The organism is Pacificibacter sp. AS14 (assembly GCF_038899935.1).
GTDB lineage: Bacteria > Pseudomonadota > Alphaproteobacteria > Rhodobacterales > Rhodobacteraceae > Celeribacter.
Window position 1 is genome coordinate 18,623 of record NZ_JBBMQI010000010.1, and the last position, 20,635, is coordinate 39,257.

At 54.2% G+C, this 20,635-nt stretch carries 18 protein-coding genes; 17 read left to right on the forward strand and 1 reads right to left on the reverse strand.

What is annotated here, in order from left to right:
• Positions 1-16 precede the first annotated feature (16 nt).
• From WNY38_RS10910 to murD, 5 genes are all read left to right on the forward strand, one after another.
• Entirely contained in the window at positions 17-1,489 is a 1,473-nt protein-coding gene (locus tag WNY38_RS10910) for a UDP-N-acetylmuramoyl-L-alanyl-D-glutamate--2,6-diaminopimelate ligase (protein WP_342857369.1), read from the forward strand.
• Positions 1,490-1,652: 163 nt separating this feature from the next.
• The gene (gene mraY, locus WNY38_RS10915) at positions 1,653-2,735 is read left to right on the forward strand and encodes a phospho-N-acetylmuramoyl-pentapeptide-transferase (RefSeq protein WP_342857370.1); all 1,083 of its coding nucleotides are present in this window, start codon (positions 1,653-1,655) and stop codon (positions 2,733-2,735) included.
• Positions 2,736-2,834: 99 nt separating this feature from the next.
• Positions 2,835-3,644, forward strand: a complete 810-nt coding sequence (locus tag WNY38_RS10920) for a hypothetical protein (RefSeq protein ID WP_342857371.1) — start codon at positions 2,835-2,837, stop codon at positions 3,642-3,644.
• Positions 3,641-4,483 (forward strand): tetratricopeptide repeat protein, encoded by an 843-nt coding sequence (locus tag WNY38_RS10925; RefSeq protein ID WP_342857372.1) that lies wholly within the window; start codon positions 3,641-3,643, stop codon positions 4,481-4,483. Before WNY38_RS10920 ends, WNY38_RS10925 begins: the two co-directional genes overlap by 4 nt.
• 60 nt (positions 4,484-4,543) lie before the next feature.
• Complete coding sequence (gene murD / locus WNY38_RS10930; protein ID WP_342857373.1) at positions 4,544-5,941, forward strand: UDP-N-acetylmuramoyl-L-alanine--D-glutamate ligase; 1,398 nt, start codon at positions 4,544-4,546, stop codon at positions 5,939-5,941.
• A gap of 4 nt (positions 5,942-5,945) precedes the next feature.
• Here murD and WNY38_RS10935 read toward each other — a convergent pair whose 3' ends face one another.
• Positions 5,946-6,878 carry an L-lactate dehydrogenase gene (locus WNY38_RS10935; protein ID WP_342857374.1) on the reverse strand — a complete coding sequence of 311 codons (933 nt, stop codon included), beginning with the start codon at positions 6,876-6,878 and terminating at the stop codon, positions 5,946-5,948.
• A gap of 242 nt (positions 6,879-7,120) precedes the next feature.
• Between WNY38_RS10935 and WNY38_RS10940 the strand changes: the two genes are divergently transcribed.
• From WNY38_RS10940 to WNY38_RS10995, 12 genes are all read left to right on the forward strand, one after another.
• Positions 7,121-8,287: a putative peptidoglycan glycosyltransferase FtsW gene (locus tag WNY38_RS10940; protein ID WP_342857375.1), complete on the forward strand. Its 1,167-nt coding sequence runs from the start codon at positions 7,121-7,123 to the stop codon at positions 8,285-8,287.
• A gap of 24 nt (positions 8,288-8,311) precedes the next feature.
• The gene (gene murG / locus WNY38_RS10945; RefSeq protein ID WP_342857376.1) at positions 8,312-9,403 is read left to right on the forward strand and encodes an undecaprenyldiphospho-muramoylpentapeptide beta-N-acetylglucosaminyltransferase; all 1,092 of its coding nucleotides are present in this window, start codon (positions 8,312-8,314) and stop codon (positions 9,401-9,403) included.
• A gap of 52 nt (positions 9,404-9,455) precedes the next feature.
• The gene (murC, locus tag WNY38_RS10950; RefSeq protein ID WP_342857377.1) at positions 9,456-10,859 is read left to right on the forward strand and encodes a UDP-N-acetylmuramate--L-alanine ligase; all 1,404 of its coding nucleotides are present in this window, start codon (positions 9,456-9,458) and stop codon (positions 10,857-10,859) included.
• A gap of 31 nt (positions 10,860-10,890) precedes the next feature.
• On the forward strand, positions 10,891-12,081 hold the full coding sequence (locus WNY38_RS10955) for an amino acid permease (protein ID WP_342857378.1): 1,191 nt from the start codon (positions 10,891-10,893) through the stop codon (positions 12,079-12,081).
• Entirely contained in the window at positions 12,078-12,323 is a 246-nt protein-coding gene (locus WNY38_RS10960) for a DUF2484 family protein (RefSeq protein WP_342857379.1), read from the forward strand. The genes WNY38_RS10955 and WNY38_RS10960 overlap by 4 nt, the downstream gene beginning before the upstream one ends.
• A 12-nt stretch (positions 12,324-12,335) precedes the next feature.
• Positions 12,336-12,587: a DUF2484 family protein gene (locus WNY38_RS10965; RefSeq protein ID WP_342857380.1), complete on the forward strand. Its 252-nt coding sequence runs from the start codon at positions 12,336-12,338 to the stop codon at positions 12,585-12,587.
• A 60-nt stretch (positions 12,588-12,647) separates the two neighbouring features.
• The gene (gene murB / locus WNY38_RS10970) at positions 12,648-13,598 is read left to right on the forward strand and encodes a UDP-N-acetylmuramate dehydrogenase (RefSeq protein WP_342857381.1); all 951 of its coding nucleotides are present in this window, start codon (positions 12,648-12,650) and stop codon (positions 13,596-13,598) included.
• A gap of 394 nt (positions 13,599-13,992) precedes the next feature.
• Positions 13,993-14,955 carry a cell division protein FtsQ/DivIB gene (locus tag WNY38_RS10975; protein ID WP_342857382.1) on the forward strand — a complete coding sequence of 321 codons (963 nt, stop codon included), beginning with the start codon at positions 13,993-13,995 and terminating at the stop codon, positions 14,953-14,955.
• A gap of 16 nt (positions 14,956-14,971) precedes the next feature.
• Complete coding sequence (gene ftsA / locus WNY38_RS10980) at positions 14,972-16,303, forward strand: cell division protein FtsA (RefSeq protein ID WP_342857383.1); 1,332 nt, start codon at positions 14,972-14,974, stop codon at positions 16,301-16,303.
• Between the two features lie 469 nt (positions 16,304-16,772).
• Entirely contained in the window at positions 16,773-18,416 is a 1,644-nt protein-coding gene (gene ftsZ / locus WNY38_RS10985) for a cell division protein FtsZ (RefSeq protein WP_342857384.1), read from the forward strand.
• A gap of 299 nt (positions 18,417-18,715) precedes the next feature.
• Entirely contained in the window at positions 18,716-19,657 is a 942-nt protein-coding gene (gene lpxC / locus WNY38_RS10990) for a UDP-3-O-acyl-N-acetylglucosamine deacetylase (RefSeq protein ID WP_342857385.1), read from the forward strand.
• A gap of 136 nt (positions 19,658-19,793) precedes the next feature.
• Positions 19,794-20,630 (forward strand): outer membrane protein assembly factor BamD, encoded by an 837-nt coding sequence (locus WNY38_RS10995; RefSeq protein ID WP_342857386.1) that lies wholly within the window; start codon positions 19,794-19,796, stop codon positions 20,628-20,630.
• Positions 20,631-20,635: the final 5 nt, after the last annotated feature.

The window sequence follows — 20,635 nt, forward strand, 5'->3', positions numbered from 1 at the left end:
AAAGGCACGCGCGCGCATGGCAAAAACGCTTTCCGAATTGGGGCTCACCGCAAAAGGGGCGCGCGATGTCCCTATCAGTGGCCTTGCTGTCGACAGTCGTGAAGTGCGTGCGGATATGTTGTTTGCAGCACTGCCTGGCGTCAATGTACATGGGGCTGAGTTCATCACCTATGCATTGCGTATGGGGGCCACCGCGATTTTAACCGACCCTGAGGGCGCGCGGATCGCAGCAGACGCCATTGCAGAACATGCCCCCGCGATGGTCATTGTTGAAGACCCGCGTCAAGCCTTGGCTTATACAGCCGCGCTGTGGTTTGGTCGCCAACCCAATGCAATGGTGGCGGTGACGGGCACCAATGGCAAAACCTCGGTGACGAATTTCACGCGACAAATTTGGCAGTTGATGGGGCACCGCGCGATCAATCTGGGCACCACAGGCGTCGAGGGCGATTGGCAAACCCCAAGCCCCAACACCACGCCAGAACCGATCACGCTACATAAGATGCTGTATGATGCGTCTTTTGAAGGTATCACTCATGGCGCGATGGAAGCCTCAAGTCACGGGCTGTCGCAGCGCCGTCTTGATGGCGTGCGCCTTATGGCCGCTGGGTTTACCAATTTCACCCAAGATCATTTGGACTATCACGAAACATTCGAGGCCTATTTCGCCGCCAAAGCCGGCCTGTTCACCCGCGTGCTGTCCGAGGATGGCGTAGCTGTGGTCAATATCGACGATGCAAAGGGTATGGAGATTGAAACCCTGTGTGCCGAACGCGGTATCGATGTGATGCGTATCGGGCGTTCTGATGTGGCAGATTTGCGCATTCTAGGTCAGCGTTTTGATGCGACGGGGCAGGATTTGCGCGTCGATTTTGTCGGCAATATTTATCAAGTGCGACTTGATTTGATTGGCGGGTTCCAAGCGGAAAACGTGATGGCGGCGGCGGGCCTTGTGATGGCCTGTGGTGGCGATCCCGAAGAAGTCTTTTCCTGTCTGCCAGAACTTACAGGTGTACGTGGGCGTATGGAACACGCGGCAACCCGTGACAACGGCGCGGCTGTTTTTGTCGATTACGCCCATACGCCGGATGCTGTCTCCACAGCGATCAAAGCCTTGCGCCCTCATGTGATGGGGCGGGTCATTGCGGTGATTGGTGCTGGCGGGGATCGCGATGCTGGAAAACGCCCTTTGATGGGACAAGCGGCCGCTGAAAGCGCTGATCTGGTGATCGTCACGGATGACAATCCGCGCTCGGAAGATCCAGCCTTCATTCGCGCCGCTGTGATGCAAGGCGCGCCAGAGGCGATTGAAGTGGCAGACCGGTCTGAGGCGATTTTGCGTGGCGTCGATGCGCTGCAACCCGGTGATGCCTTGATCGTTTGCGGCAAAGGCCATGAAAGCGGGCAAATCGTTGGCGATATTGTCTATCCGTTCGATGATGTTGAGCAAGCCTCAATCAGCGTTGCGGCGCTAGATGGCGCGTTGTGAGTCCCCTTCGGGCCTCTTTTGCAACGGTGGATTTGGTCAAACGCAGAATAGGATCAAAAGCCAGTCAATTGGTTGACGGCATCCGAAACTTGGGGCATCCGCACTACAAATAATACGTGGCCACGCTGACACAGGCAGGCCGAACTTGAGGGGTAAAAAGCAGATGTTATATTGGTTGGCCGAGCTGTCAGATGGCGGTGATTTCTTTAATTTGTTTCGTTATATCACCATGCGGGCAGGCGGTGCGTTTTTCACCGCTTTGATTGTCGGCTTCATCTTTGGTCGCCCTTTGATCGATATGCTGCGCCGCCGCCAAGGCAAAGGCCAGCCCATTCGCGATGATGGCCCTGAAAGCCATTTCGTCAAAGCTGGCACGCCGACCATGGGCGGGCTGTTGATTTTGACCGCTTTGCTGACATCCACTTTGCTATGGGCGCGGCTGGACAATGGCTATGTCTGGCTGGTACTTTTCGTCACCTTTGCTTATGGCGCGATCGGCTTTGCTGATGATTTCGCCAAGGTTTCTAAGGCCAATACCAAAGGCGTCTCGTCTCGCATTCGTCTCATTCTGGGTCTTGTGATCGCTGTTATCGCCGGCATCTGGGCGTCTATCTTGCACCCCGATGCGTTGACAAACCAGCTTGCTTTGCCTGTGTTCAAAGATGTTCTGGTCAATCTGTCTTTCGCCTTTGTGCCCTTCGCTGTGATCGTGATCGTTGGCTCTGCCAATGCTGTGAACCTCACCGATGGTTTGGATGGTCTGGCCATCATGCCTGTGATGATCGCTGCGGGCACCTTGGGCGTGATCGCTTATGTTGTGGGCCGTGTGGATTACACCGAATACCTTGGCCTGCATTATGTGCCTGGCACGGGCGAGATCTTGATCTTTACCTCTGCGTTGATCGGTGGCGGCCTTGGGTTCTTGTGGTACAACGCGCCCCCTGCGGCCGTGTTTATGGGCGACACGGGGTCTTTGGCGCTTGGCGGCGCTTTGGGCGCCATCGCAGTGGCCACCAAACACGAGATCGTCTTGGCCATCGTTGGCGGCTTGTTCGTGGTCGAAGCCCTGTCTGTGATCATCCAAGTCCTGTATTTCAAACGCACTGGCAAACGCGTCTTCCTCATGGCGCCGATCCACCACCATTACGAGAAAAAAGGCTGGGCTGAATCCACCATCGTCATCCGCTTTTGGATCATCTCACTGGTGCTGGCTTTGATTGGCTTGGCGACGCTGAAACTGCGCTAAGGCGGGAGGCCCGCCAGCCATATTCTAGCAAATCCTAAAATACGTTGTCTTCATTACGCCCCGCTTCTAGAGTTGGGGCGTATTTTATTTGAGGGTATTATGACGAACACCGCAAGAATTTTAGAAGAGGTCGTCAGCTTAGAAGCTTGGCACTCTCCGCTCGTTGTAAACGTAGATTCTCCATTCCATGTTGCGTTGTCATTTTCTGAAGGACGCTTTCAAGGCGGAAAAGACAACAATATTAGCTTCAAAGTCGCCCTTAAACGCGCCACTCTTGTTGTGTTTGTCGATGATAATTTAAAAGTCCCCAATAAAACCAAAGTTAGAGAATATCCTACACGCAATATAGAAGTGTCGCGGACCAATCGGGAAAGTGAAGCATTTGGCGAAACAAATGGTTCAAAAACCTCTGGAGGCGGGGAGATAGGTTTGACGAAGTTGAATGCTAAAGCGACCCAAGAAGAAAATTCTGGGACGCAGCAGACTTCAAATATGAGCGGTGAACACAAAGAATTTGAGCGGGTTACACGTGCCATGCGAATGACCCATCATAAAGTGGGTACGCAAGAGACATGGAAAATCGAGCCGATTGACGCGAACACTTTACAAGGGATGTGTCACGACGGCGATGACGCCCTTATTAAGATTACACCTAAGACGGCACTGCGGCTTTCTGACATGGCAATACGCGTGTTCTTGAAATGCGATGCAGAGGATATTGAGGTTTCAGATATTGAACTCGACAAGAGCTTGCTTGAAAAGTTGTCTGGTGCGAACCTGCAGCGGCGTAAGAAACAAGCCAAAATTGTGATCGCACAAAAGCTTGCAGAAAGATCATTGGAGTTGGTCGATCTGGATAAAAAGTACCAAGAAGTTATTTTAGCTGATGTATTGGCAGTGCCGGAATGAGCGCCTCACTCGATAATATTCTAGACGAGATTTTTAGTGAAAAAGAGATCAAAGCCGATGATGTCGTGCTTAGGTGGTTCCCCGATAACGCGCTGACACAAGCAAAGGTGGCGGCAGATTTCACGTTGGCTAAGGTTGGCGAAAAACATCCCGATTATGCGGTCCAACTTACCAAGCTTGCACGAGTATTTGAAGCACAAAGGCAGTATGAGGAGGCGGAGCGCCTCTATCGACAGGCTCTTGAGATTGTAACAAAAGCAAGTGGAACCTCGCTACACAATCAAGCGAATTATCTGAATCAACTCGCAGGGGTGATTAGGGCACAGGGGCGAAATTTGGAGGCTGAACACCTTTACCGTCGTGCACTGGAAGTAGATGTCACGACCATCGGCACTGTGCACCCTACTTATGCGATCCATCTAAATAATCTTGCATTGGTGCTTAAGGATCAGGGACAGTATATGGAAGCAGAACGTCTTTATCGGCAAGCGTTAGAGATTGATACCAAGACTATAGGTACTGATCATTCTACTTATATAACCCACCTGAACAACCTTGCATTGGTGCTTGGCGTACAGGGGCGATATGAGGAGGCTGAGAGCCTTTGTCGTCAGGCGCTTGAGAGTGACGCTGAGGCTTTGGGGGTGAAGCATCCTGTTTATGCGACCCGTTTAAACAATCTTGCTGGAATGCTAATGGAGCAGGGAAAAAATGCCGAGGCGAAAACTCACTTTCGCCACGCCATTGATATCTTTGAGGCTGCTTTGGGCGCAGAGCATCCAAATACACTCCAAAGTCGCAAAAACCTCGATACTCTCCTCGCCAATTCCAAACCCTAATCCCCTTTCCATCCCGCGCAAATCAGCCGATACTGCGGCCAAGAAATGTTAGGGGCGAATATGATACCTGTATCGGGATATGACGGACAGAATGTTGCGGTTTTGGGGCTTGGGCGGTCGGGCATGGCCACGGCACGCGCTCTGGTCGCGGGCGGGGCTGAGCCGATGTGCTGGGATGACTCTGTTGAAGCGCGCGAAGCGGCCGCAAGTGAAGGCTACACCCTGCGCGATCTGTCAAAACACGAGGCATTCGACGGCATAGCCGCCTTGATCGTGTCGCCCGGTATTCCGCATCTCTACCCAGAGCCCAACAAGATCATCCAAGCCGCATGGATGGCTGGCGTGCCTGTGGACAATGACATCGGCTTGTTCTTTCGCTCTTTTGGGTCGGGCGACTGGATGGACCACGACACCCCGCCGCGCATCATCGCTGTCACGGGATCAAACGGAAAATCCACCACTTCGGCGCTGATCCATCATATTCTCACCGCCACGGGCACACCCTCGCAGCTTGCAGGCAATATCGGCCGTGGCGTGCTGGATCTGGACGAGCCGGAAGATGGCGAAGTGATCGTGCTTGAGCTGTCGTCGTATCAAACAGATTTGGCCCGCGCGATGACGCCGGATATCGCTGTGTTTACCAACCTGTCCCCCGATCATTTGGATCGTCACGCTGGCATGGGCGGCTATTTCGCGGCCAAGCGACGCTTGTTTGCCGAAGGCGGACCAGACCGCGCCATCATTGGCGTGGACGAGGTCGAGGGACAATATATGGCCAATCAACTGGTCGATACATTTGCCGACGGGCGTTTGATCCGTATATCTTCTGGGCAAAAGCTGAAAGGCGCTGGCTGGAACATCTACGCGCACAAAGGGTTCTTGAGTGAGTGGCGCAAAGGGCGCCAAGCTGGCTCGGTTGATCTGCGCGAAATCGCAGGCCTGCCCGGCGCGCACAACCATCAAAACGCCTGTGCCGCTTATGCTGCTTGTCGTGCGATTGGCACCTCGCCGAAATTGATCGCAGAGGCTTTGAACAGTTTCAAAGGCCTGCCGCATCGCTCTCAACTTGTTGGCGAAAAAGATGGCGTTCGTTTTGTGAATGATTCCAAAGCCACCAATGTCGATGCCGCCGCTAAAGCCTTGCAAGCGTTCAAATCGATCCGCTGGATCGCGGGCGGCATGGGCAAAGACGGTGGTATCGCCGATCTGACCGATCATCTGGGCGCTGTGGCAAAGGCTTACTTGATTGGGTTTTCTGCCAAGGATTTCGCGCTGCAATTGGGCGACACGCCATATGAATTGTGCGAAACTATGGAGGTCGCCGTGGCCCGCGCCGCAGCAGACGCCCAAGCAGGGGACACGGTTTTGTTGGCACCTGCGGCGGCGTCCTTTGATCAATATCCTAATTTCGAGAAACGTGGCGATGATTTCATCACGCAGGTTGATGCGCTGCTGTAAAGGCTTACAGCTTTAGCGCCGCATAAGTGTCTTTCAATCGGCGCGCGGAAGCCGCAAGTGCGCTGTGTTCGGCGTCATTTAATTCGGGGAAGACTTCAGTATCTGCACCGCGCGCGCCGATGATGCGCGGGATCGACAAGGCGACGTCATCCACCCCTTCGATCTGCGGCGTGACACAAGACACAGACAGCACCGCCTGCTCGTCGGTGGCAATCGCGCGCACAATACGTTCCAGCCCCGCACCGATGCCGTACCATGTGGCCCCTTTGCCTTTGATGATGGTCTCAGCCGCTCCGCGCACCCCGTCGTCAATCTCATTCTTGATGTCAGCCGTCAAAGGCACGCCACGCTGGGCGGCGAAATCAGCAAGGGGCAGGGCGCCGACGCGCGCAGAGCTCCACGCCAGAACTTCGCTGTCGCCATGTTCGCCCAGCACATAAGAGTGCACAGAACGCGCCGCGATCCCAAGGTGCAGGCCAAGCAAGTGACGAAACCGCGCGCTGTCCAAAATGGTGCCTGACCCGATCACGCGTGAGGCGGGCAAGCCGCTGAGCTGAGCTGCGATTTGGGTCATGATGTCGACAGGATTGGACGCGATCAGCAAAATGGTTTGCGGCGCAAGAGGGTCGAGGTCTGACAGGATAGACCGAAACACATCCGCGTTGCGAGACAATAGATCAAGACGGCTTTCGCCCGATTTTTGCCCGACACCCGCGGCCAAGATGATCACATCAGCACCGTAAAGGGCGGCGTAATCGCCAGCGGAGACGCGCGCGGCCGATGAAAACGGCACGGCATGGGCGATGTCTTGGGCCTGTGCGCGGGCGAGATCGGTGTTTTGGTCGACGAAGATGATGTCGCTGGCTGTGCCTTTAAGAGCGATGGCGTAGCCTGCGGCCGAGCCGACCATTCCTGCGCCGATGATGCCGATTTTCATAATAATGGTCTCGCTAGGTGCATTGCGTTGCGTCTAATATCGTTATGCCGCGCATGGTGGACAATGACACGGATCAAATGAACGCAAAGAGCTGACGATGACCGTTGCTTGGTGATATCGGCTGAACATCGCCCGCAAAATGGGCAACACGCAATCTATTGTAGCAAAACAGCCCAAAGCCCGCTACATTGACCCTATAGATCCGCAAAAGCGGGCAAAGGCAGTAGAGGCATAGGCATCCCATGACAGAAATGGTGTATGGTTCGATTCCCGCACGGGAAGCAGAACCGGTTCTTCCGCGTTGGTGGCGTACGATTGACAAATGGACGCTGTCTTGCGTTTTTATGTTGTTTGGCATCGGCATTTTGTTGGGTTTGGCAGCATCGCCGCCTTTGGCTGAAAAAAACAACCTTCCCTATTTCTATTTCGTTCAACGCCAGGTTTTCTTTGGTTTTATTGCGTTGAGCACCATGATTGGCGTGACCATGATGGACCCGCATAGGGTGCGCCGGCTAGCTGTTATCGGCTTTATAGGCGCTTTTATTGCCTTGGCGTTCTTACCGTTTTTCGGCACAGATTTTGGCAAAGGGGCTATGCGTTGGTATTCGTTCGGGTTTGCCTCGGTGCAGCCGTCCGAGTTTTTGAAACCAGCTTTTGTCGTGACATCGGCTTGGTTGATTGCCGCTGCTTTAGAGGTCGGCGGCCCCCCGGGACGTTTGTATTCCTTCATGCTGACGTCTGTGATTGTCGTGATGCTTGCGTTGCAACCTGATTTTGGTCAGGCCTCTTTGGTGCTGTTCAGCTGGGGTGTTATGTATTTCGTTGGCGGCGCGCCGATTTTACTGTTGATTTGTTTGGCCGGCTTGGTCGTGCTTGGCGGTTCACTTGCCTATAACAGTTCAGAGCACTTTGCGCGACGTATCGATGGGTTCTTAAATCCTGATATCGATCCTACGACACAGATTGGCTATGCAACAAACGCGATCCGCGAGGGCGGCTTTTTCGGTGTTGGTGTCGGCGAGGGCACTGTGAAGTGGTCATTGCCGGATGCACATACCGATTTTATTATCGCAGTGGCCGCCGAGGAATATGGGACGATTTTGGTCATCACGATCATCGCACTTTATGCCACAATAACTGTGCGGTCTTTGTGGCGTTTGATGCGCGAACGCGATCCGTTTATCCGTCTTGCGGGCACAGGCTTGGCCTGCGCTTTTGGGATTCAAGCCTTTATCAATATGGGCGTTGCGGTGCGGCTTTTGCCGGCCAAAGGCATGACATTGCCTTTCGTGTCATATGGTGGCTCGTCCGTGATTGCATCTGGTATTGCCCTTGGCGCGCTTTTGGCGTTTACCCGCACGCGCCCTCAAGGTGAGATCGGCGATTTGTTGATCCGTCGCGGGCGCTAAGGTGATGCTTTGAAAGGGACTCTTATGTCTGGCTATTCTCCACTTGTCGTGATCGCCGCTGGCGGCACGGGCGGTCATATGTTCCCAGCGCAATCTTTGGCCGAAGTTTTGCTGGCCCAAGGCTGGCGCGTCAAACTGACCACAGATCCGCGTGGCGCGCGCTATGCGGGTGGTTTTCCCGAAGCTGTCGAGATCGAGGTTTTGACCTCTGGCACGTTTGCGCGCGGCGGGATTTTTGCCAAGCTCGGCGTGCCGTTCAAAATCGCGGGCGGCGTTCTGGGCGCTATGATCAAGTTTCGTAAAGACCGTCCTAATGTGGTGATCGGCTTTGGTGGCTATCCGGCTATCCCTTCGGTCGCGGCGGCGACTTTGATGAAATTACCTCGGATGATCCACGAGCAAAACGGTGTTTTGGGGCGTGTGAACACTGTGTTCGCTCCCAAAGTGGCGCAGGTCGCTTGCGGCGTTTGGCCAACTGATTTGCCTGAAGGATCACAGGGCGTGCATGTGGGCAACCCTGTGCGGGGCGCTGTTTTGGAGCGTGCTGGCGCGTCCTATATTCCGCCAGGTGATTACCCGATGGAAATCTTGGTTTTAGGTGGTTCTCAGGGGGCGCGCATCACCTCTGATGTGGTGCCTGAGGCGATCACAAGCCTACCTGAACATATTCGCAAACACTTGCGGGTCAGCCAGCAAGCGCGCTCTGAAGATGTGGAGCGGGTCGAGCAACACTATTTGCAGCACGGCATGTCGGCGGACATCAGGACGTTTTTTGACGACGTGCCCAATCGTATGGCCGAAGCGCAGCTGGTGATCGCGCGCTCTGGTGCCTCGACTGTGGCAGACATTTCCGTCATCGGGCGTCCGTCTATTTTGATCCCATTTGCCGCTGCAACGGGCGATCACCAAACCGCCAATGCGCGTGGCTTGGTGGGCGCTGGGGCTGCGATTATGATCCCTGAAAGCCAATTGACTGCCGCTAGCTTGGCTGAGCAAATCGCCTTGGTGTTCGACAATCCAGAGGGTGCCGCCACCATGAGCCACGCGGCTTTGTCCGTTGGCAAGCCTGAGGCCGCATATGAATTGGCAGAGCTTGTAACGCGGCTTGCCCAGTAATTTTGTAGGCCACACCCACCAGGGCCGCACCGAGACAGAAGAGAGATACGATATGAACGCATCCGCAACCAAGCTGCCCACCGAAATGGGCCCCATCCACTTTGTTGGCATCGGCGGCATCGGCATGTCTGGCATCGCAGAAGTTCTGTTGGATCACGGGTATACGGTGCAAGGGTCTGATTTGAAGGGCTCGAAAATCACAAAACGTTTGGAAGAATTGGGTGCGAAAGTCTTTGTCGGGCAAAAGGCCGAAAATCTTGAGGGTGCGGCTGTTGTTGTCATCTCATCCGCGATCAAACCGGGCAATCCTGAATTGGACACTGCGCGCTTGACGGGCCTGCCTGTTGTGCGCCGCGCCGAAATGCTGGCCGAATTGATGCGGTTGAAATCGAACATCGCTGTCGCAGGCACCCACGGCAAAACCACTACGACGACCATGGTGGCCGCGCTTTTGGATCAAGGCGGGATTGACCCGACCGTGATCAATGGCGGTATCATACACGCCTACGGGTCCAACGCGCGCGTTGGGGCCAGTGATTGGATGGTTGTCGAGGCGGATGAAAGCGATGGCACGTTCAACCGTTTGCCCGCGACCATCGCGATTGTGACCAATATCGATCCTGAGCACATGGAACACTGGGGCGATTTCGATACCCTGCGCCAAGGCTTTTTGGATTTCGTGTCTAATATTCCGTTCTACGGTCTGGCCGTATGTTGCACCGACCACCCCGAGGTGCAAACGCTGGTGGGTAAAATCACCGATCGCCGTGTCGTGACTTTTGGCTTTAACGCCCAAGCCGATGTGCGTGCGATCAACCTGAGCTATAAAAAAGGCGTGGCGCATTTCGATATCGCGCTACAACAAGACGACATCGTGATCGAAGGCTGTAGCCTGCCGATGCCAGGCGATCACAACGTATCTAACGCTTTGGCGGCTGTGGCTGTCGCGCGGCATTTGGGCATGAAGGCCGCGGAAATCCGCGAAGGTCTGGCCAATTTCGGTGGCGTGAACCGTCGCTTTACCCTTGTGGGCGAAGTCAAAGGCGTGACCATTATTGATGACTACGGCCATCACCCCGTGGAAATCGCAGCTGTGCTTAAAGCCGCACGCCAAGCCACCGAAGGCCGCGTGATTGCTGTGCATCAGCCGCATCGGTTCAGCCGATTGCATTCATTGTTTGAAGATTTCTGCACCTGTTTCAATGAGGCCGATGTGGTCGGCATCGCCGATATTTTTTCGGCTGGCGAAGACCCGATTGAAGGGGCTGGCCGTGATGATTTGGTCGCAGGGCTTATTCGCCACGGGCACCGTCATGCACGTGCTGTGACGTCTGAGGAAGATTTGGAACGTCTGGTGCGCGAACAAGCCCGCGAAGGCGATATGGTTGTCTGTCTTGGCGCTGGCACCATTTCGACTTGGGCGTATGGACTTGCGGAGCGGCTTGCCAAGGCGTAGGCCGAAATCGTTCACCCATAGGAGATATTTCATGAGCGCCGCTTTGAAACGTCGTATCGGCCCCGGTCTTTTGACGGCTTACGGCGTCGGCGTGATGGTCGGTGCTGGTATTTATGTGCTTGTTGGCGCGGTTGCAGCCCAAGCAGGGCTCTATGCGCCGATCGCTTTTTTGCTGGCTGGGTTGATCGCGGCCCCGTCAGCGTTGTCATATTGCGAACTTTCAACCCGCATCCCAGAAGCGGCAGGAGAGGCGGCTTATGTTGAGGCAGGTTTTTCCGCGCGCTGGCTTGGGGTGGTTGTTGGCTTGGGTGTGACCGTCGCGGGCATGTTGTCAGCTGCGGCTGTTCTGCGCGGTGGAGCAGGGTATCTTGTTGGATTTGTTGATCTTAAGCTAGAGTATGCCATCATAGGCTTGGGTCTTTTGTTGACAGTTGTGGCACTGGTCGGCGTGTTGGAAAGTCTTGCTTTGGCGGCGGTTTTCACATTGGTTGAACTGACGGGGCTGGGACTGGTGATTTGGTCGGGGCTATCTGCGCCCGTTTCGCCAGATTGGCTTGCGCCGGGTGAGATTTATGTCTCAGGCATAGGGATTGCTGCGACCTTGGCCTTTTTCGCGTTTATCGGGTTTGAAGACATCGTGAATATGGCAGAAGAGGTGCGCAATCCGTCGCGGACGCTGCCCTTTGCGATCATTGCCTCGCTTATTGTGACCACGATCATTTACACTGCGGTTGCCACCGTTGCCGTGCGTGCGGTGCCGCTTGAGGTTTTGTCCGTATCAAACCAACCTTTGGCTTTGGTTTTTGAAGCGGGCAATAAAGGCCCCGTAGCGATTCTATCGGCGATTGCCGTCGTCGCCGCGCTGAATGGTGTTTTAGCGCAGTTGGTTATGGCGTCGCGGGTCTTGTATGGTCTGGGCAAACGCGGTGGCGTTTTGTCGGTGTTTCATCAAAGTCATGCGCGTTTTGGCACGCCTGTCGTGGCCACTTTGTTTATTGCCTGCGGTGTCCTTGCGGCGGCGGTAAGTTTGCCGTTGGCGGGCTTGGCCAGCGTCACTTCTGTGGTGTTGTTGGTGGTCTTCACTTTGGTCAACGGGGCATTGATCCGAATCAAACGCTCGACACCGGTTGCGCCATTTCATGTCGCCCTTTGGGTTCCATGGTCTGGTTTTATTTTGTCACTAGGCGCTCTGCTCGCTTTTGTATTAGGGGCATTTTCTTGAATTCAATTACCGTGATGTGCATTTGGGCGCTTGCCACATTGGGGCTTGCGCCGTTACCAATTAAATACCAAATTCTGCCAGGGGTGGGGCTTTTGCTCGTCCTGCCTGTGCTTTTGATCTGGTTGGGGCGCGACTATGGTGCCCTGCCTGTCGTTGTTTGTATTTTTGCTGCCGTGTCTATGTTTCGTAAACCGTTGATGGCCCTCGCACACGGCCTGAAGCGTTTGATCACTCGGACCTGAACAGAGGTACTTATGACGCTATCCCTTATTCTTGCCTGCCTTTGGGCTATCGTGGCGAATGTCATCGGTATGTTGCCCTCGCGCACATCCCATTGGCGCGCCGCCTATGCTTTGATCGCTGTTGGGGTTCCCATTTTGGGCTTTGTCACCTATGAAAACGGCCCGTGGGTTGGATTGGTGGTTTTGGCTGCAGGTGCGTCTGTCTTGCGTTGGCCATTGCGCTATCTTGGGCGTTGGATCAAAGCCAAGCTGACCCGATCTTGATACTGGCTTGATACTGGCACAGGTCTGATCAGATCGGGCCTCAACGATAAGGCGATTTTTATGAGTTTCCCTGATGTGCGCGGCACTTTGACCGAAAATCGCCCTTTGGCGGATCTAACATGGCTACGTGTGGGAGGACCCGCAGATGCTTTGTTTCAGCCCGCTGATGTCGATGATCTGCAGGCGTTTCTCAAAGATCTTGATCGCGACACCAGCGTCTTTCCCATGGGCGTCGGGTCGAACTTGATCGTGCGCGATGGTGGCATTCGCGCCGTGGTGATCCGCATGGGGCGCGGCTTTAACGGCATTTCCTTTGACGGCAATCTGGTCACGGCTGGCGTGGCCGCGCTGGATGCGCATGTGGCGCGCAAGGCCGCCGCTCAGGGTCTTGATCTGACGTTTTTGCGGACCATTCCGGGGGCCATCGGTGGTGCCGTGCGCATGAACGCGGGCTGTTATGGATCTTATGTGGCAGATCATTTTGTCTTTGCGAAAGCGGTCACGCGTTCTGGCGAAATCGTCACGCTGTCTGCCGATGATTTGAATTTCGAATACCGTGGTTCAACCTTGCCCGAGGGCTGGGTTTTGATCGAGGCGACATTTAAAGCAAACATCGGTGATGCGGCCGAGCTTGAGGCCCGCATGGACGCCCAGCTCAAAAAACGCGACGAGACGCAGCCCACCAAAGACCGCTCTGCCGGATCGACTTTTCGCAATCCTGCAGGATATTCATCCACGGGACAGGCGGATGATGTGCATGATTTGAAGGCTTGGAAGGTTATTGATGACGCTGGCCTGCGCGGTTTTTCCATCGGTGGCGCACAAATGAGCCCGATGCATTCCAACTTTATGATTAACACAGGCGATGCCACAGCGCATGATTTGGAAAGCCTTGGCGAAGAGGTGCGAAAAAAAGTGTTCCAAAACTCAGGCCTTACGCTAAGGTGGGAAATTAAGCGCATCGGAGAATTTTTAGGCAAGCCTGTTGTCAGCGGGTGTCCCACTGGTTAAACGATTCGCAAGACCTCTTTCAAACAGAGGCTGATTTGGGCAAAGCCCTTAAAAGATAAATATAAATTGAACCGCAAAAGGTTCAAAAAAACACAGGGACCAAAAAGGTTCCGGATTATGAGGCACTTGTGGGTATGTCGAGCAGGACACCCCGAAAAGTGGCGGTATCGATTGACGTTGCTTCGTTTGAACGCGAGGCGTCGTTGTCGTCGTGGCGTATTGGCGCTGCCGCGCTTAGGGGCAAAGTGAATAAAGATGTCGATCACGACACAGGCGTACAGATGCGTCAGCGGATTTGTGTCGGCACGTCTGGCCAAATCTCAGCATGCGTCTCACCGTCAACCTTTGGTCCTGCACTTATTCCTTGTCAGTTATTGATGTCGGAGGCTGTGCGATGCGCCCAGTAGATCCATTGACCTTTGCCAAGCCTGCTTCTGCTGGAGGATCCGCACGTGTGTCCGAAGCCGTGGCGCGGGTTATTCGTGCGCGAACTGGCCAAAACGATGGCGCAGCACAGCGCCCCCGTGATCCGGCCCCCTCACGCGCTGCCTATAGAATGAACCGACTGTGGCTGACCCCGTCGTTCCGCTTTGCGATGCGCAAGCTGGCACCTCTGGCTGCTTTTATGGCTGTGGTCGGATTTTGGGCCGCCGATGAAGGCAATCGCCAAGTCATCATCGAGCAATATGATGTGATGAAAGCTGAGCTGCACAACCGACCTGAGTTTATGGTCAAGATGATGGCCATCGATGGTGCGTCCTCCGATCTGTCCATAGACATTCGCGAAGTGGCTCCTGTTGATTTTCCGATTTCCTCTTTCGATCTTGATCTGAACGAGATGCTTGAGCAAATTGAAGGCCTGGATGCTGTCGCGAGTGTCGGTTTGCGCGTGCGCGCAGGCGGTATTTTGCAAGTGGATGTCACCGAGCGCGTGCCTTCCGTTGTTTGGCGCGGTCCGCAAGGGCTGGAACTGCTGGATGGCGAAGGTCATCGCGTTTCTGCTTTGGTGTCGCGACTTGATCGGCCTGATTTACCGCTTGTTGCGGGCGAGGGGGCTGATCGACATGTGGCACAAGCGTTGGGGCTTCTTAAAGCTGCCGAGCCCTTAATGGACCGTTTGCGCGGCATCGTGCGGGTTGGCGAGCGTCGTTGGGATCTGGTTCTGGATAACGACCAAATCATCATGCTGCCCGAGATCAATCCTTTTGCGGCGCTTGCCCAAGTGATCGCCTTGGATCAAGCTCAAGACCTTTTGGCGCGCGATGTGCGCGCCGTAGATATGCGTAACCCAGACCGGCACACATTGCGGATTTCCGACGTCGCACGTGATGAATTCCGCCGTCTTCAAGGGCTATAACCGGAGTGTTTTTACCATGACTGATCTTTACTCTGCTCAACGCGCCATGCGCAATATGCGTAAAGCTGCGATCCAACGCGGTGTGATTGCAATTTTAGATGTGGGCACATCGAAAATCGCGTGTCTTGTCTTGCGCTTTGATGGCGACAAATTCACGGGTGCCGACGGTGTTGGGTCGCTCGCGGGGCAATCCGGCTTTCGGGTTATCGGCGCAGCCACCACGCGGTCGCGCGGCGTGAAGTTTGGCGAAATTGACGCGATGGGTGAAACAGAACGGGCCATTCGGACTGCCGTGCAAGCCGCGCAGAAAATGGCGCAGACCCGTGTCGATCACGTGATTGCTTGTTTCTCTGGCGGTGCGCCGCGCTCTTATGGCTTGGCAGGTCAGGTCGATCTCGACGGTGAATCTGTGTCAGAGCAAGATGTGGCTCGGGTTTTGGCCTCAAGCGATGTGCCTGAGTACGGCGCGCACCGCGAAGTCATTCACGCGCAACCGGTGAACTTTGCGCTGGATCACCGTTCAGGTATGGCTGATCCACGCGGTCAAATCGGATCCACTTTGGCCGTTGATATGCATATGTTGACAGTCGACACGGCAACGATACAGAATCTTTTGTATTGTATCAAACGCTGTGACCTCGAAGTGGCAGGCATTGCGTCTTCTGCATATATGGCGGGCGTGTCGGCTTTGGTCGAGGACGAACAAGAGCTGGGAGCTGCCTGTGTCGATCTTGGCGGCGGCTCTTCTGATGTGTCTATCTTTATGAAGAAACACATGATTTATGCCGATTCCGTGCGTATGGGCGGTGATCAGGTGACATCCGACATCGCGATGGGTCTGCAAATTCCCAATGCGACGGCCGAGCGGATCAAGACATTCTATGGTGGTGTTGTTGCGACCGGTATGGATGATCGCGAAATGATCGAGATTGGTGGCGACAGTGGCGATTGGGAACGTGATCGTCGCACCGTGTCGCGCGCCGAACTCATTGGCATCATCCGTCCGCGTGTTGAGGAAGTTCTTGAAGGCGTGCGCGATTGCTTGGATGCGGCTGGGTTTGAACATCTTCCAAGTCAGCAGATCGTTTTGACAGGGGGCGCAAGCCAAATTCCTGGTCTTGATGGATTGGCGCCGAAAATTTTGGGTCAACAAGTGCGTATCGGTCGGCCTTTGCGCGTCCAAGGTTTGCCGCAAGCCGCGACTGGTGCGGCTTTCGCTTCGGCGGTCGGACTGTGTCTCTTTGCGGCGAACCCGCAGGACGAATGGTGGGACTTTGAAATCCCAGCCGAGCGTTATCCTGCGCGCTCTTTGAAACGCGCAATGCGGTGGTTCAAAGAAAACTGGTAACGCTGACAGTTACAGATTTGTGATGCTGTCGCGTGTGAAATTGGTTTGCTCGCGCCGCTTTTCATATTAATATGCTCATAAGAAGCGCACCTGCAGGTGTAGATCAGAGAATCTTAAGGATCCAGATCATTCGCTTCGCGTCTGGCACCGAGCAGTGTTTTGACAAAAGTGTTAACATTTGCGGGGTTTTGCCCCGTTTTTGCCGCAAGAGTTTCTTGCGACTATGGAATATTGACGACTTTGACCCCAAATGTAGGGGGCGTGCGCAAAATACCGCCTAGCTTTGTTGAATATTCTACCACATTTTGTGTCTCAACTGTGTTTTTTGGGTGACGCCGCTGGCGAAAACACATATGATAGATGGTGAATAGGTAAGATTTGTCCGGCGTTATGTTGGGCAGAGACAGAAAAAGGGCAAGTGTGCGGGACAGCATGCTGCTCCGTAATCAGATAAAACAGGCGGTAGATCATGGCTTTGAACCTCACGATGCCCGAGCGGGAAGAGTTGAAACCTCGTATCACAGTATTTGGCGTCGGTGGCGCTGGTGGTAACGCGGTCAACAACATGATCGAAAAAGAGCTTGAAGGCGTTGAATTCGTCGTTGCGAACACAGATGCGCAAGCTCTGCAACACTCCAACGCTCCATCAAAAATTCAAATCGGCATCAAAGTGACCGAAGGTCTCGGAGCGGGGGCGCGTCCCACAGTTGGAGCCGCTGCCGCTGAAGAGAGCATCGAAGCCATCGTGGATCATCTTGCTGGCGCACACATGTGTTTCATCACTGCAGGCATGGGCGGGGGCACAGGGACTGGTGCTGCCCCGATTATCGCGCAAGCGGCACGTGAACTCGGCGTTTTGACCGTTGGTGTTGTGACCAAGCCGTTCCAGTTTGAGGGCATCAAGCGGATGCGCCAAGCTGATGAAGGCGTCGAAGCTTTGCAAAAAATGGTCGACACGCTGATCATCATCCCGAACCAAAACTTGTTCCGTCTTGCCAATGAGAAAACAACCTTCACCGACGCCTTCTCTATGGCTGATGACGTGTTGTACCAAGGCGTGAAAGGCGTGACTGACTTGATGGTCCGCCCTGGTTTGATCAATCTCGACTTTGCAGACGTCCGCGCTGTGATGGACGAGATGGGCAAAGCTATGATGGGCACAGGCGAAGCAGAGGGCGAAGATCGCGCGATCCAAGCGGCAGAGAAAGCCATCGCAAACCCATTGCTCGACGAGATGTCCTTGATGGGCGCCAAAGGCGTTTTGATCAACATCACTGGCGGCGACGATTTGACTTTGTTCGAACTCGACGAAGCAGCCAACCGCATTCGCGAAGAAGTCGATCCAGAGGCCAACATCATCGTGGGCTCCACTATGGATCCGTCCTTGGGTGGCAAGATGCGTGTGTCTGTTGTTGCAACGGGAATTGATGCAGCGACGTCTAAAGCCGATATGCCAACACCACGTCGCCGTATGGCGGAACCTCTCGCGCCTGCTGCAGCTGTTGAAGCTGAGCCTGTCGCGCAACAAATGGAAGCGCCGGTACAGCAACAAGCACCAGTGCAACCGTCTTTTGATGTTTTTGATGCGCATGCCGCAGCGGCAGAAGAACAGGCTGAAGAGCTGTTCGATACAGCTGATGAAATGCCTGCGCCAGCTTACCAGCCGCGCCCAGAACCAACTTATCAGTCCTCCATGCACGAACCTGAAGCTGACGCTTATGTTGCGCCGCGTGCACCGTCTGCGGGTGCGCCTTCTCCCGAAGCGATGTCACGTTTGCAAGCTGCTGTGTCTAAGCGCCCAGAAGCGCCAATCCACCGTCAACCGCAGCAGCCTCAGGTGCAGCACCCTGGTCCACAAGCGCGTAGCTTTGGTGCGCCAGAGCAACCCAAGCAGGGTCGCTTTGGTATTAACTCTTTGATCGGCCGCATGACAGGTAACGGTGCTGAAGAAGCGCCGGCTGAGCAACCGCGTCAAGCCGCGCCAGCGGCACGCTATGCAGCACAACCGAGCCGCCAGCCACAGGTACATCAGTCCTATGACGAAGATCAGGATCCAAATCCTGAGCAAGAAAAGATTGAGATCCCAGCGTTTCTGCGTCGGCAGGCAAACTGATATTTCACGCTCTAAGCTGGGATTTCCCTATATAGAGTGATCACAATATTCGTTTTTTTAAATTAGAAAAGGCCGGTTTTTTCCGGCCTTTTCTTTTTTTATCATGCACTTGCTGCGATGCAGCGAGGGTGTGCGCGGTTTGTTGCCCGTGACGATGAGGGTATGTTTCAGTTCGTTACAAAGATTGAGTTGAGTGATCGCATAAACATGCTTACTCAAATCTCAACGAGTTTGCTGGGACAGTGGAGCGTTGAACTGACGAACCGCTACAGCATACAAAACAACGATTGAGGCACAGTGTGCAAAAGACAGTCGCCAAGACAATTACCTTTGATGGTGTGGGCCTGCACTCCGGTGCGCCAGTACATATGACAATTGAGCCCGCCCGCGCAAACTCTGGCATTAGCTTTGTACGTTCCGATATCGCAGCCGACTGCAATGACTTCCGCGAAGCATCCATTTCTGCGCGCTGGGATTCTGTTGTTCCATCTAAATTGTGTACGCTGATCCGCAACGACGATGGGGTTGAGATCTCTACAATCGAGCACATCATGGCAGCTCTTGCCGGTTGCGGCGTGATTAATGCCGTTGTGCATGTAAACGGTCCCGAAGTGCCAATTGAAGACGGTTCCTCCGCACCTTTCGTAACAGCCATTTTGTCGGCGGGTCTTTCCCGTCAAGAGGGTCCAACCCGTGCCTTGAAAATTCTCAAGACTGTTGAGGTTGTTCAAGGTGATGCGATCGCGCGCTTGGAAGCTGCCGAGACCTTGGAAATTGATTTTCATATCGACTTTGAAGATGCCGCTATTGGCATTCAAAGCAAAAATCTTGTGATGGCCAACGGTGCGTTCATTCGCGAATTGTCCAACTGCCGCACATTTTGCCGCAAAGCTGAGGTGGATTGGATGCAATCCAACGGTCTGGCACTTGGTGGAATTCCCGGTGAAAACGCTGTGGTGTTTGATGGTTCAGAAGTTGAAAGTGGTGCAGAAGGCTTGCGTCACGTTGACGAACCTGTGCGCCATAAAATGCTGGACGCATTGGGGGATTTGGCGCTTGCTGGCGCACCGATTCTTGGGCGTTATGTTGGTGTGCGCTCTGGTCATGCGATGACAAATGCGCTTTTACGCAAGGTGTTTGCAACCCCTGGCGCATGGGCATTCGTCACTGTTGACGAGGCGACGGCGCTAACTTTGCCGGGTGCAGGCGTTACGGCTCTGGATCTCGCTTACTGCGCTTGATCCGCTGGTTTTCGCCACCAAGTCTTCACTTCTTAATTTTCCGCAGCAAAGGCGTTTTGCACCGAAAAATTCTGTGTTAGGAGTTGGTCCATCGCTCGCGTCCGCGGGCACGATATTTGACGAAGGTGGAACGTTCATGCGTGCAGAACTGTATAGCGGCCTCAAAGTGGCAGCAGTTTTTTCTTTGGCCGTCTTAACAGCCTGTGGAGACAACGCCCCTACGCGTGATCTTGAAGGCTATTCAGCCGAAGAAATCTACAAGCGCGCCGAATATGAAATCAGTACGAATGATTTCGATGCGGCAGCGCACCACTTTGGCGAAATTGAACGCCTTTACCCCTATTCATCTTGGGCCAAACGCGCGTTGATTATGGAAGCCTTTTCTTATCACCGTGATCGTGACTATGCCCAAGCGCGTCTAGCAGCCCAGCGTTTCATTGATTTCTACCCCACAGATGCCGATGCAGCCTATGCGCATTACCTATTGGCCCTGTCCTATTATGACCAGATCGATGATGTGGGCCGCGATCAAGGCCTGACATTCCAAGCACTGCAAGCCTTGCGCGTTGTGATTGAACAGTTCCCTGAAAGCGAATATGCGCGGTCGTCGATTTTGAAGTTTGATTTGGCCTTTGACCATTTGGCGGCCAAAGAGATGGAAATCGGGCGTTACTATCTGAAACGCAAACATTACACGGCGGCGACCAATCGTTTCCGCGTGGTTGTTGAGCAATTCCAAACCACACAGCACACAGCTGAGGCCTTACACCGTTTGGTCGAATCCTACCTTGCTTTGGGCCTGACTGAAGAGGCGCAAACTGCGGGCGCTATTTTGGGTCACAACTACAAATCGACCCAATGGTACTCAGACAGCTATGCTTTGCTGACAGGGCAGGGGCTTGAGACGAAATCTTTGGGCAACAATTGGTTGAGTGCCGTTTACCGCCAAATGGTGCGCGGCGAATGGCTCTGATAGGT